Origin of the sequence: Chryseobacterium sp. JJR-5R (genome assembly GCF_034047335.1) — a bacterium.
In the GTDB taxonomy this organism is placed as follows: domain Bacteria; phylum Bacteroidota; class Bacteroidia; order Flavobacteriales; family Weeksellaceae; genus Chryseobacterium.
The window spans coordinates 41,235-55,500 of record NZ_CP139138.1 but is presented as its reverse complement, the minus strand read 5'-3'; the positions used below and the strand labels follow the sequence as shown (position 1 = coordinate 55,500).

Here is a 14,266-nt window from a genome sequence, read left to right as displayed (position 1 = left end):
AATTTTTATTGGATGATCATTTTTTGAGATTAGACTTTCTTCTATCTTCAATATATTTTATACACACAATTTTATCCCGAAGGTATTCAGAATTATTTTTTCTATCAACAAAAACATCATCCGAAAGCCGATGAAAAAATTCACTTTCAATTTTTTCTCCCGTAATTAATGTGATTATTCCATCGAATGTACTTGTAGTAACCTGTTTGATATTTGCTTCCATACGTTCTTGCAGTCTCTTTAAATCTATTAAAGCTTTTGCATTTTCTCTTTTAGTAATATAATAATTAATAATTCTTTGGGTCAGAATTCCTAATAAATATGGAATCAAAATAATGAGTAAACTTTGCATGTATAGTGTTTTACCATTTTGTGAAACTTTAATGTAAATTAATTTTTTTTATTGCTTTTCTACTATCCTTGGGTAACGTACCCCTGTCATCGATATGTATTTTTACATGAAAATGTAAATTATAATTCCATATTAGCGTCCGGAGCATTTCATTGAAGATAATAATATCGTTAGCAAATGCAATATGCCTCACTGATATATCTCGTCTCAAAACATCTCCTTTTCGAGCTGATTTATGCTCGACGATATTCTCCGTTTGTAAAAACCAAGGGTCTATTGCTTTTTTAATATATGCTGCAAATTTCAAACAGGTGTCATGAGTATCTGCTTCAATAACAACAAAAAAATTGTGTTCAAATTGACCATTATGATTGTTCATACTTTGTTGATCCATATTTTTACTATTTATTAACCGTCATATTTTTGATCTCTTCATTTGTGTGATTTTTTGAGATTAATTTTGATTTAGGTCAGATAGAAGTGTTTTTACTTCTGGATAACATTTAATTCCACTTGAGGCAAATAATTGATTAATTATGTGCTTAGCTAATAATTCGACATCTGAATCTTCAATATCAGAATTATTATATTGGAATTCATTAACTTCTAAAACTTCTCGAAATTTTTCATGATCACAAAAATACATTACTCCACCCATACGAAAAGCGATGGAAGAATCATCAAATAGTAATTCAACTTTTATTTGCCCATCAATTTTGTCATTAATGTATGTAAGAATTTTGCTCAGATTAAATTTTACATTTTTCATATTTCGTTTTGTAAGTTTAGGGTTTTACTTTTCTTAAAAGGTGAATATATATTATATATTTACCGATCCGTGGATTTCTGGAATGAAAAACTAAAGTTAGGAACATTTATAATTAATCAGGTAATCTTACACCATTTCCATCATTAGAGAGGTTCATATATCCACTTTCTAATGAAACTAATAAATTTTTATCTTCCCACCCTCTGGTTCTAAAAGGACAAAATATTTTAATTTCCTTATCTGGATAAACATCTTGTAATTTCATTGCTGAAGCCATTGCAGTCCTACCTAACGTTAGAATATCATCAATTAGAACAATAGTTGGTTCTGTAATCAATAATGGCCTTACTTTCATGCTATCCAAGTGTGTTTGCACAGTATTTCTAGTTTCAGCTGTAAAATTATTACTAGATTTATTTATTGGTTGTGTCCTTTTTAAAATACTTTGGAGACTGTTCCCAAAACCATACTTGAGCAAACCTTCAGCTAGAGTTTTTGCCGGATATACAGCGCCTGCAACTAATGGTGTGCTTCTAGGAATTGGTACTAATACAGAGTTATCAAAATAATTTCCAGCATTTAATTCCTCGATTTTATCCGCTATTTTGAGGGCAAATGGAAATTCGCCATTTTTACATGCACCTGCTAATCTTCTAGATTTTTGGGCATTTGCTGAATCACCCCTTGGAGTATATATCAGCAAAGTCATAAATTCAAAACTCATATTCTTCTTTAGTTGTTAAAAATGGAAGATCAAAAAGAAGATCTTTGAAATTCTCATTTGTTAATATTTCAGCTCCATATTTAATCATTTCTTGGGCCCAACTAATTGAGCTGTCTTTAATTACGTTTTCCATTATAAATACAGTTCGTCCCAATCGTAAAGCTTCCCAACCTTGATGTTTAGTTCCACTTTTTTCACTTGCTTCAATAATAATAGTTGCATCGCTAATTAGAGCCATTAATCTATTGCGAATAGGAAAATTTTTTGGAGTTACTGGAAAAGAATCAGGAAATTGAGAAATTAGTAAATGTTCTTTTGCAATCAAATCTTGGAGCTGTTTATTTTTCTTAGGATAATACTGGTTTAATGGAGTTCCTATAACTGCTATAGTATTTCCTCCTTCTTTTATCGCCGTTTCATGAGCAATAGTATCTACTCCTTCTGCTAATCCGCTAACAATAGTAATACCTGCATTTACTAAAAATTTTGATACCTTTTCAGCGCGCTTTATTCCCAACTCAGAAATTTTTCGTGAGCCTACTACTGATACACGTCTTCCACTTTCTAATAAAGAATACTTTCCTTCATAAAAGAAAGATTTAGGGCTATTCTTTTTTTCGATTTCAGTTAAACTGGCCAAATAATCAAAAGATTCTTTCATTATTTTAATTTATGCTATTTAAGATTTAATAATTTTGTAAAATGTAGCTTTACTTGCGATATTAAAAGTTTTCATAATTTCTTCTACCGGGAGTTCCTTTGCATCATATAAAGTTTTGACTACTGATGTAATTTTCTTGTACTTTTCAGTTAGCCCCTTTGGTCTTCCTCCCTTTTTACCTCTTGCTCTGGCTGACTTCAAACCTGCGTTTGTTCTTTCAATTAAAACATTTCTCTCATGTTCTGCTAAAACGCAAAATATTTGGAAAATTAATTTCCCACTTGCAGAACTTGTATCAATGTTCTCTGAAATAGATTTAAAATATATTCCTTTTTCATTTAACTCTGTTACAAATTGAATTAATCCAACCGTTGTTCTCCCAATTCTATCTAATCTCCAAACAGTTAATGTATCACCCTTCCGTATAAATTTTAACAAATCGTTGAGTTGTGGCTTTTCCGATTTAACACCACTAACTTTGTCCACAAAAATTTTTTCGATTCCCAAATTCTTTAAGGCATCAGTTTGCAAATCCAGATTTTGTTCGAACTTACTAACTCTTGCATATCCAATTAGCATAATTACACTTTTTTCATTTAAAGCAAATATAATGTAATTTGTTTTTATGTACCAATATAATGAACTAAAATAAATAAAAAATTTTATCTAAATAAAATTATAATGTGAGTACAGAAAACCGACCGTTTTTAAGAATTCACTATAACAATTATGTTGCAGAAAAAAGGAATATTGCCGGTGAAAGATTAATAATTAAAAATAAATATTTTACTGGTATTATGATTTCCCGTAATTTATATTAAAAATCATTTTCTACATTTGGAAAAACAAATTATGAATTTTATTCCTCATCCTTTAGCCTTAATTATTGTATTCATTATTGGAGCTGTTATGCTATCAATAATGCTGTACAAAAACCGTAATACAAAGCAAATAGATAATACTCTATACATTTACCCATTAGTATTAATGGGTGGTACGATGATAGCTTTCTGCTATATGTTTTATAATGGACAGTTCACTATTGCAGATTTGTTTTAGCTAGCTTTTAATTAATAATTTCATACCAGAAATTCCCGTAAACTGGATCTACAACTAGTAACTATGATCTGACCATAATTCCGGTACTGTAGTAAAGCTCCGACAGCAGATCAGGAAGCCATCATCAGGAATACTGATATAAAATTCTCCAGACATTCAGCAAACCTGTAGCCATAGTCTGACCAGGTGCAGCTGCTTGTTGATAGGACACCGGCAGCGGATCTAAAACCAATCTCCGGAGGAACCTGCAACAAGCTCTTTAAACAGTCTGCATTATCTTCTGAGCAGATCTGCACCAATAATAATAAATGTTAACCAGGGGCAATGGCCATGATTTGAACAGATCTATCAGCTCTGCAATAAATCTTTAGTAATGGATCCTAATGTAGAGAAAAAATTAAGTAAAAATGACTAATATTTTTGCTTGATTTCAGATTAATAGTAAGTTTTCTATATCTTTATTTTATGATATAGAAAGATAGATATATTGAACTATCGAAATTAACTAAAATAAATTATCAATGAAATATATTGTCGTTATTCTATTAACTTTTATTTTTTCATGTACAACTTTTAATAAGTATTCTGTTTACAGTAAAAAAATGACCTGCACTGAAGAGAATAAACCCTATTATTGCTATTCCAATGATTCTCTACAATGGAATTACACATCTTTTGGTGGCTTCAAAGTCATTAATAAAAAATCTGACTTTAATAAGTTAAAAATAAAGAAATCACCTAAGTTTAAAAATGTTCTACAGTATGGTCATTCTAAAATTTTGAATGGCGATTATTATATACTTTTAGATAATAAATTATATCCAGAAACATTTATTTATAAGGATACCATTATAAATAATAAAAAAATAACGATTGCTGTAAGTAATAATATAAATGGAGATTATAATAAAAAATTTCTGCTTGGTAATTTGCATTGAGTTTTTTTTATATCCGGGCTTTAATTTTATATCACAGTCTGTTCTGTAAGTAAATTAAAGTCCCGACAGCGAATTTGTAGAATATAAGAGAACTCGGTTGCTTCAAAAATTTCCTCAGTGAATTATACGCTTAATTACAAAAAAATAGATTCCCTGAAGAAAGGAATCTAATTTAAGTATACAATATTAAAGTATTAAATTTAAAAAATTAAGACTTTGATTTTCTTAAGTCATTTAAGAGCTGAATCATCCGCTCTTCCCTTTCTTTCATTCTTTCTTTATCACTATCCCAAAATTCAAGATACATTGATTCCCTGCTAAATGCGGCTTCTGCCCATTCTTTTACTTTAGGATCGACTTTTCCTTCCAAAAATAATTGAGCAAATGCAAGAGAAATAACGGTATTATTAATAGCATTTAATTCAACGTATTGATTAGGCATGCTATTAACTATTTCCTTTAATTTTTCCGAATCATTACTTGTTAGAGCTAAGTCAAAACCGGGATATCCTAAATCGATAAGTTCCGATTCCATAAACTTTCTAATATCTTTATTCAAATGTTCTTTTTTCCAATGACAGTAAGAGTAATAGGCATCATGTCCCATGTCACTGCCAAATGGTGACCATGAATCCAAGGCGTCATAATAAAAATTACTCTTCATTATTTTTTTTGCCGCCTCACTTCCATTTTTCCATTCGATTTCTTTGCATTTTGAGCTAACTTGGCTGTTAACTTTGCCAGAAAACAGAAACAAGAAAACGACTACTGAAACACTTATAATGGTTTTCATATATATTGTAATTATAAGATTAATAAATTGTAAATAAAACAAAGTAGGATTTTTCCTACTTTGTTTTTGAAATTAATTCTTAATAATTTCTTTTAAATTAAACACTGCCGGTGATTCAAACATTGTATTAAACATATTCTTATAAGAAAAGGTTAAAATATCTCCTTCCAACTTAAAGTTTTTAAAATTGGCATCTTTATGTATTTTCCAGGTATTATAATCTTTAAGTTGAAACCATTTTTCGTCAGAATCTCTTACCAAAGCTAACTGCGCTCTTTCACTTGAGATATCCATAGTAACTGTATATGGCTCTTTATTATACTGTAACTTCTTTTTGATTAACGGACTGGTTATCCGCCATTCTTTGTCTTTAAGCTCTTCTAAAGATGTAATAACTTCAGATTTATCAGATAAGAAATAATCATCAGACAGATTATTAAACAGAACCTTCCATTTTTCTATGAGAAAATGTTTTCTTTCATTTTCAGACAGACTGTTCCATTCCAATTCTTTTGTCGATACTTCTAAGTTAATAATTCCCCCATTAACGGTTTTTTTATCAGAATAATTATTTTTGAAATTTTCAATTAAATCATTATCTAATTCGGGAATTAGGCAATACATAATCTTATGAGCTTTCTTATCTCTGTTTATTTTATCCTGAATTGCTGGAATCAGTATTATTTCTAATAAAGTTCTATAATTTTCTAAACCTAAAAATTTATTGTCATCTTTCGGTGAAGAATATATTGTAAACCAAATATTTCTCATTATTTCAATTTAAGATATTTTATTAAATATTCTGTCAATGCATCAGGTTTTGGATATCTTTGTGCATAGGGCATTTTATTATGAACATTCCAATATTCCCAAACATAATACTTTTCATATAAAAAAGCCTCTGGAACTGTGACATTTGTATGCAAATACATCCAACTATGAGGTCCAAAAGATGAATAATCTCTATTTAAACCAGATAACTGCCTTTGTGGTCTTGAATTTGGATCTTTAGCTCTTGTAATACCAAATTTTGCAATATCATCTTTGCCCATTATTGTATATACATAACCTTTTTCAGGACCAGAGCTATCACCTCTCACTGAAAGTAGTAACCCTAGAGCAACTGTTCTTGTTATTATAGTTGCACCAGCACTTGTTATTGATGACCAGGAAAGACCCCCTCCAACTCCAATAACTCCTGCTCCGGCAACTTCTGCTCCAACAGCTCCCATTAATATTCGTGCGGTTACTGCCGTTATTATTCCTGCAGAAGCTAACTGTCCTATTTCTACCTTGTCGAATGGAGGTTTAATACCCCCGTTTGCTCCATATTGTGAAAAGCCTGCCATTTGAAAATATTGTTCAGTTTCTCCATCATCATTATATCCGGGATTAACAATATATTTATAACCAGCATTCAGTCCGTCAATAGAAGTTACTTTATTACTGAATAAATTTCCCGCGTAAGATACTCCACCAACTGCACCATTGAGGAAATTAGACCCGGTAAACGCTGAGTTCAGGCCTCCGGAAATAATCCCCGGCAGAATAGTCTTAATGGCTCCTGAGTTACTTGTTATATTTCCGATGGCTCCGGTAATACCAGCTCCTCCGATGGCTCCACCCACTACCGCACTCCATGATTTCTGCCAATCCCATTTACCAGGATTCCAGTTTCCGCCATTAGCCTGTACTCCGTTAAGATATCCTCCGACCAATGCACCTGCCACCATCCACCAAAACTCGCCGTCAGGATCACTGTACATCATCGGATTATTCATCACATACCCATATTTATTATAATTCTGGGTATTGGAAGGATCCTGTATGTTTTCATCCGCGTTTAAAAACCTTCTCAAAAGCGGATCATACAATCTTCCGTTCATGTGGATGATACCGACCTGTGTAAAATGCTCATGGCTGGTATATCCCCGGTCAATGAGCGTTCCGGTTGCAGCTATAATAGCCTTGTCAGTAATTACCAGGCTGTTTCCTGTTTTCAGGTGGGTAAAATTCCCCCATGCATCATAATGCCTTCCTTCCAGCTTATTTCCTGCTTCATCCGTAATGGCCAATATGCTTCCCAGATAGTCTTTATGCAGGTATTTATAAGATCCCGTAACCTGGCCATAGTCTTTCAAATATACAATATTGGATTCATATGGTGTACCTGCAATATATAAAATATGCTTTTCCTGATTGGTGGATATGTTTCTTATTATTTCAAAGCTATTATCCTCGTTATAGAATTTCGTTACCGTATCTTCCCAAACCGGTGCATTAGGATCTACAATTCCAGTTGTGCTCATCGTAGAAAATGAGCCACTGCTTCCGCCTCCCGGTTCTTTTAATTTGGTAATGTCCACCCGCTGTCTCATGCTTTCAAGGCCATAATCAAAATGGATACGGCTTTTCTCGCCACTAATCAGCACAGGATCATTATTCTCATTATAGGTAACGGTCTGGATCAGGTCATTATTATAGTTCTGAACTCCGGCAGGGCTTAAGGTCATCCCTGTAGGCTGGTAGATCTTAGCCGTGTTTTCAAACTTGATGGTGCCCACCTGGTCGTTTTTAGTAATACGGCCTTTTATATCATAAATATTACGGTTGGAGGACGGTTCCAGGCCTGTTACCGGATCTGTCCAGTTAACAAGGCGGTTATTATTATCATAATAGAATTGTTCCTCGATACTGAAGTCGCCCTCTGTCTTCCTGTTTGTCAGTTCATTTCTCAACGCATCAAAGGTATAGGTCAGCTTCAGGATATCAGGCTTAGCGGCAGATGAGTGGTTGACGGTTTTTAAAAAGCCATTGTCATCATAGCTGTTGGTGATATCCGCAGCGCCAAGCTTAGCCCTTAACAGCATTCCTTTTATATTGGTTTCTTTCAACTCCCAGAGGATCATTCCGGAAACCTTATCTTTTATCTGGTACAGCTCGCCATTCCACGGACTGTATACATTCTCTACGGCAGCCTTCGTTGTAATTCCTGAAGAGTTTAGTTCTTTTTCATAAGATGCCACTCTTCCCTTATTATCATAAATGATCGCCTTTTCAGCGTATGTTTTGCCATTGCTGTTTTCTGTAGAAGACAACAATCTGCCATAGGTATCATAGGCATAGCTAAAGCTGAAAGCCTGGCCCGATACGGTGCCGGATTTCGAGGCAAGAAGCTTCTTGTTATTGTACGTGAAGGAAATCGTTTTATTGGTAGCCTGCCCGCCATCCACTGTAGAGATTTCATGCTGTGAGATCAGCTGGCCGATTTCATTGTAGGTATATTCCTTGGTTCCATTCGGGCTGATGGTTTTCTTTGTCCTGCCAAACCCGTCATATTCATATTGGTATGTACCGTTGGACGGATCCGTGAACTCGGATTTCCTTCCCCAGGAATCATACTTCGTAGTAACCGTATTTTCCGCATAGGCAGCCTGGATCTGCTGGCCGCCAGCGTTGTAAGAAAACTGGATCGATCCTCCCGGATCGGTTGTGGAAACCGTGTTTCCCAGCGCATCTGCTGTTTTGGTCGTTATCCTTTCATAGCCCGTAGTTTCCCTGGTCGTTGTAATGAATCCGGAAACACCGGTCTCCGTTCCTTTTCCGGTAAAAGCCAATGCTTTTATCTTAGCGGGATATACAGAATCATCATAGGCAATCGTATTCCATTTAGTTGCACTTTGTCCTTCAAAATAAGGTTCGGATTCCTTGGTCTTCCTTCCTAAAATATCATACTGGGTTTCTATGAATATAAACTGTCCCTGGCCAAATGCTTTCGTGGCCACTTTGTATTTCTGGCCCAGCCTGTTTGTATAGGTTATTATCACATTGCCATCAGGATGGTTTTCCGTTACAATGGCATTATAGTTAGTGTCCCGGTCATAAATGAAAGTTGTTGTCCCACCTAAATTCGTTCCGGAAGATACCAGCTTGCCCCAGGCATCGTAAGTATTAGTAGTGACAAACCCTAACGGTTCGCTTTGTGTCAGGATCTGTCCGGAATCACTATACTGAATCTGGGTCTCCAGCCCCGCATTATCCTTTTTAGTGATAATGAACCTTCCTTTGGGATCGTACAGTGATTCTGTGGTTTCAGTATTAGAGTCAAGACTGTTGGCAGTCACTTTTTTGACCGCATTGCCAAATCCATCATAATCAAAAATATCTAAAATATAATCGGAATTATCCCGGTTCCACCTTTTCACCGTTTTGATCCGGTTGTTTTCGTAGGTGAATTCTTCCTTCTCCGATTTGAAATCCCCATAAGCCTGGGTTACTTTAGTAGTAGATTTTAGCCTGCCAATATAGTAATCTGCTCCCGCTGCGGATGGATTGTGTTCATAAACATAATTTGATGTTGTTACTCCGTAGGAAGTATTGATCTTGGCGATGGTCTGGGAAGGCAGGTAATAGTCGCCGTAAGTGAATGTGCTCTCCGCTACAGAACCCGTTAAGAAATCCTTTACTTTTGTGGTTTCCGGTAAAATAACAGTAACCACTTTCGGTTTGTCATTGTCCGCTACCGGGCCGGTTATCTCCTGATCCGATAATAATTTTTTAATCCTGTAAGCAGTCGATTTAAAGCTCAACAGCTCATTATTACCAATCGAAAGGTCTGCCGGGAAGATTTTAGATTCGTTATTTGTCCTGATGGACCATTCTTTTACAGGCAACGCTTCATTTACCGGATCGATCTCTACCCCGGACCATATCTTGGTATTTTCAAAACCTTCAGCATACCAGGAAGAGCGGGCCTGCTGCCGGAACCCGATCATGCCTTTTCCCAGTATATGTGACGTTAAACCTCTGTACCTGAAATCCTGCATTAATTTTTTGCCGGACATCGTACTTTGCTGCAGTTGCGAAACAACATACATTCCCGTCGACTGGTTAATTTCAACATAAGGATAGCTTTCTGTTTTGACCCCGTCATACAGCCCCGGATTTTTAAGCTTGTCTAATTCCTTATAGGTAATTTCAGTTGTGACCCCGCCTTCTGAAATAGCTGTTATACGTCCTGTTCTTGAAATATCGTAATACCGGTTGATGAGTATATCCTGGGCCTCCCCGACAATGTGATTAAAAGGAATGACTGAACCTACAACAAGTGCCATAAATCCTGAATACTGGCTTGCAGCCGCAGCCATGTAGTCATCCGGTTTTACGGCTAATTCTGCGCTGATATTATCATTATTGAGTGCTACTACAGATAATAGCGAAGTCCAATATCGCGGTGATAATTTAGTGCCTCCGGTTGTGGAAAAAATATCGATATTCTGAGTAATTGATTTATCATAATATTTTGTATTTATATTTGAATCTGCCACATTTAGCTTATAATTTTTCTGTACTTCCGTTGCTACAAGTTCTGCTTTCCCATCATTATTATAATCATAGGCTGTGAAGCTTCGGGGATTATTTACTACTATATCACCATTGCTCAGTTGACTTATTTCACGATTAGGAAGAGGGGCGACAAACTTTTTAGTATCGAAAGCAAAACCGTTTCCTTTTGATGTATAAATAGTCCACATATCGGAAGTACTTGATAAAGGCATCATGATATCGCTTAATCCGTCTCCATTGTAATCACCTGCATAACTGTTATTCCAGTCTCCATTTAATGCGGCATTGTTGACCGGATCGAAAGGTGTTATTATAGGTTCATATTTACCCTGCGGATTTTTTGTAACCGTTATAAGTATCGGGTTTTTGTTTTGATCTATTTTAAGAAAATCATTTAAGCCGTCACCGTTAAAATCCCCGCTTCTGTAAGAAGCGTAATTACTGTCACCAAATTCAACAGGATAAAACCAGCTGTTATTCTGCAGATTTTCATCAAGGTCAATCGCGATAAATTTCTTAAATTCATTGCACTGTGTTCCGGGAGTAATGTTTTCTGACTGAGCGGTCGGATTACCAGGATTACCGGGATTACCGGATCCTTGGGTACAGTATCTGAAGTTAAGCCGCAGGAGCAGCTCATTCAGCCCGTCACCATTGAAATCATGAGTTTCCAGGCCTAAGATGGAAACGGTCTTGTTGCCAAAAGGCTCAAGATCCTCAAATTCATCCGGGGATTCACCCTGATTATATTTTTCTATGTCCGGGATGGTCTTTACATAATCCAAAGTCAGGCTGTTACTATTCGAAATACTGTAAAATAAAAGCTGCAGGTCCTTTTTGGAGGTAGATGGATTATTAATTTTCTTGAACCCCACAATACCCTGCCGGTTATGGATCAGGCTGGCCTTTTTAAAGTTGACCGGAATAAAATCCTTTAGTTCCTGCAATGTACTGCTTATAAATGAGGGCTTATTACCAAACTGGGTAAAATAGTTAGGCCTGTAAAAATTTGTATACAAATACAATCCCGGCGTTGGTACGTTGGGCATTGCAATAGAATGGTACCGCAATAGGTCAAGATTGCCGTCACCGTCAAAATCTCCTACGACATCGGTATTTTTATTCGGTTTTAAGGTTTTACCCATAGTATAAAGTAGGTCAATATTATATGGAGGAGTAAGATCTATTCCTTTAGTATCAGAGGTAAATAAGATGGGATTGGACTCCTGATCCTGGCTGTTCAGAACGGATATTTTGTCTATGTACCGGTATGCGGTTTGATTGAAATCCTTTTTATAGGACAGGACATATTTTTTATATTGGGCACCATTTGTAGTGACTAATATGCGGTCTAATATCCTTGTCTGTAATAGCGTTACGCCATTTATATAGGCTCTTTCAGGAATTTCCCTGTCCTTGTAAGTGAATTCAATCTTGTTGAAATGGGGCTTGTTCAGTATTTCATTTCCTCCCCACTGTATTGTGCTGATTACAGAAGTATTACCGAATAAATCATAAGTATAGGTAATATAATTACCGTTTTTATCCTTCAATTTGACAAGATTGTAGTCAATAGGGGTCCTGGCTGCATTGTAGCCCGGCTCAGTTGCGCCATACCAGGCCCGGGAGCCATCAGGGTATGTTACTTCCCAGTACTCGGGACCCGATGCTCCGGATATTACCGCAGCCGGGCCAACCGATTTTATTTTTGTATTGGAATAGTTTTCCGTGGCATATGTCGCCCCGTCCTTTCCATATTCTCCACTCTTTAGGACAAGTCTTTGTCCGTTAAAACTGTAGTAATCAGAATAATCCAGCTGAATCCTTCTGTTTATCCCGTCTTTATCCAGGTTCCTGCCAACTCTCGATATTGAGGTCAGGCCGGACAGGTTCCAGTTAAAGCCTGCCAGCCCATTCTGCCCGCCACTGGTATAGACCATACTTATACTGGGCACAAGACCCTGTACTCCCGGTGGGGTATCGATATTAAGGGTATACTGCAGCTGCCCTGCTTGGGTGACTTCGATATTACCTTTCGCATCATGGAACTTCGGTGGTGTGGCAGTCTGTGAGAATGAAGCAATGAAAAGATGCAGAAAGAAAAAAGAGTAGGCCTGAATTTTCCTGTTATTGATTTTCATACGGTATTATCTTTTGGTTATGTTTTTACTGAAAATCCTTCCGTCTTTTAATGTAAAGCGGATTACATATACGCCCCAGTCATAGCCGGTCATGTTGATCTGTAGTTTCCTGTTCAGGCCGGGGATATTCTGCTGCTGGAATTTCCAGTGGACCGTACTGTGCTGGTACAGGGCAACCGATTCGATAAGGGTGTCGGCCTCCTGGGTCCAGTCGATCGTTAAGAAATCATTTACAGGGACAGGATACAGGCGGAGCTGCTTCCAGAATGTTTTTTCATCCATGGCTTGCAACTGCGGCGGGGCTGCGGTCCTGTTGTTATCCTGTGAAGTAGTTTGTGATGATGGCCTGGCCGAGATATCGGGGCCACGATAACGCTGGTTGCCGGCTTCGTCATACTTGAAGTAAACCTCGGTTTGGGAAAAACCGAAAAACCCGATCATTAATGATGCAAGTGTAAATGTCCATTTTTTCATGAATAATATTTTTAAGTTTAAATTGATATTAGTTTTTAAAATTTCCTCCGGTTTAAATACCCAACGGTATAGTATTAAGGAAGAATAATTATTTAATGAATATTGTTAGCTATTCATTTAAATTCCGATAAAAATAAACATATTCAAAGTCTGATATAAGGATATACTCATTGACTGACTGAATGCTTACTTTTATCGTTGAAGCAAATGTATTATTGTAATGCGACAAATCCCGTCGTATAAAAATTTATTTACATCAATTTATTTTATGGGTTAAATCAGACTGGTTATTGAGGCGAATCTAAAATGGCAGTCAAAAATCCCGGGTTACCCCGGGATAAAAAACTAATAACCAAGATTACCTAAAATAATCTTATTTTCTCATCCCTACCTAATTATATAATCTAATTTTTTTTCAATTTATTCTACAAAAACTTCATCTACACAAGGATTTGTAATTTTAATACTTTACTAGTTTTTTTAATGATATATACATTAAAACCGCGATTGAAAATTAGCCCTAATTTTATAAAAAGACTAATAATTTTACTCCATTTTTTATTTTCTTATGATTTTTTATAGCTTGTAACAATCTATCATCCTGTACAAAAGGGTTTATTTTATATCACTATATCGGGAACAGATTAGTTTTTATCAAAAAAAACTGACTTTTGTCTAATTTTTCCTTGATTACCACACATAGAAACACTCTTTTTATAACTGCCACAAGGTCAAAATAGAAAATTAATTCTAAATTCTGTATTTATATACATTTAAATCCTGTTGAATTTTATTGATGTACATAGAACAGTAACTATACCCACGTAAGCGCTGGAAAGCATTTAATTGAATCACAAAATATATCTATGAAAAATTTGAAAAAATAGTAGAGTTGCTATTCTGGATTACGGATAGAATCTGGCTGCATATGAAATCAATTTTTGAAAATAAGAGATTCGTTATGTCTGAGAATGGTTTATTTCGGAATATACAGCTTGATCAATGCAGG

The 14,266-nt window shown here is 35.7% G+C and carries 11 protein-coding genes; 1 reads left to right on the top strand and 10 read right to left on the bottom strand.

Features of this window, described 5'->3' with window-relative positions; translation table 11 throughout:
• Positions 1 to 16 precede the first annotated feature (16 nt).
• The 6 genes from SD427_RS18925 to SD427_RS18900 form a co-directional block, all read right to left on the bottom strand.
• On the bottom strand, positions 17 to 352 hold the full coding sequence (locus tag SD427_RS18925) for a hypothetical protein (protein WP_320561085.1): 336 nt from the start codon (positions 350 to 352) through the stop codon (positions 17 to 19).
• Between the two features lie 28 nt (positions 353 to 380).
• Complete coding sequence (locus SD427_RS18920) at positions 381 to 746, bottom strand: hypothetical protein (protein ID WP_320561084.1); 366 nt, start codon at positions 744 to 746, stop codon at positions 381 to 383.
• 60 nt (positions 747 to 806) lie between these two features.
• Positions 807 to 1,121: a hypothetical protein gene (locus tag SD427_RS18915; RefSeq protein WP_320561083.1), complete on the bottom strand. Its 315-nt coding sequence runs from the start codon at positions 1,119 to 1,121 to the stop codon at positions 807 to 809.
• Positions 1,122 to 1,233: 112 nt separating this feature from the next.
• Positions 1,234 to 1,845: a phosphoribosyltransferase gene (locus SD427_RS18910; protein ID WP_320561082.1), complete on the bottom strand. Its 612-nt coding sequence runs from the start codon at positions 1,843 to 1,845 to the stop codon at positions 1,234 to 1,236.
• Entirely contained in the window at positions 1,835 to 2,506 is a 672-nt protein-coding gene (locus SD427_RS18905; protein ID WP_320561081.1) for a DNA-processing protein DprA, read from the bottom strand. Before SD427_RS18905 ends, SD427_RS18910 begins: the two co-directional genes overlap by 11 nt.
• Positions 2,507 to 2,524: 18 nt before the next feature.
• On the bottom strand, positions 2,525 to 3,085 hold the full coding sequence (locus SD427_RS18900; RefSeq protein WP_320561080.1) for a recombinase family protein: 561 nt from the start codon (positions 3,083 to 3,085) through the stop codon (positions 2,525 to 2,527).
• A 1,001-nt stretch (positions 3,086 to 4,086) separates the two neighbouring features.
• Here SD427_RS18900 and SD427_RS18895 point away from each other — a divergent pair.
• A complete protein-coding gene (locus tag SD427_RS18895) occupies positions 4,087 to 4,503 on the top strand; it encodes a hypothetical protein (RefSeq protein ID WP_320561079.1) in 417 nt (138 codons plus the stop codon).
• A 208-nt stretch (positions 4,504 to 4,711) separates the two neighbouring features.
• On the opposite strand, the gene SD427_RS18890 is transcribed toward SD427_RS18895, so the two are convergent.
• The 4 genes from SD427_RS18890 to SD427_RS18875 all read right to left on the bottom strand — a co-directional run bounded on the left by SD427_RS18890 (position 4,712) and on the right by SD427_RS18875 (position 13,257).
• Positions 4,712 to 5,296, bottom strand: a complete 585-nt coding sequence (locus SD427_RS18890) for a hypothetical protein (RefSeq protein WP_320561078.1) — start codon at positions 5,294 to 5,296, stop codon at positions 4,712 to 4,714.
• 72 nt (positions 5,297 to 5,368) lie between these two features.
• Complete coding sequence (locus SD427_RS18885) at positions 5,369 to 6,067, bottom strand: hypothetical protein (RefSeq protein ID WP_320561077.1); 699 nt, start codon at positions 6,065 to 6,067, stop codon at positions 5,369 to 5,371.
• A complete protein-coding gene (locus SD427_RS18880; protein WP_320561076.1) occupies positions 6,067 to 12,783 on the bottom strand; it encodes an RHS repeat-associated core domain-containing protein in 6,717 nt (2,238 codons plus the stop codon). Before SD427_RS18880 ends, SD427_RS18885 begins: the two co-directional genes overlap by 1 nt.
• A gap of 6 nt (positions 12,784 to 12,789) precedes the next feature.
• Positions 12,790 to 13,257, bottom strand: coding sequence for a hypothetical protein (locus SD427_RS18875; protein ID WP_320561075.1), 468 nt, complete (start codon positions 13,255 to 13,257; stop codon positions 12,790 to 12,792).
• Between the last annotated feature and the right edge of the window lie 1,009 nt (positions 13,258 to 14,266).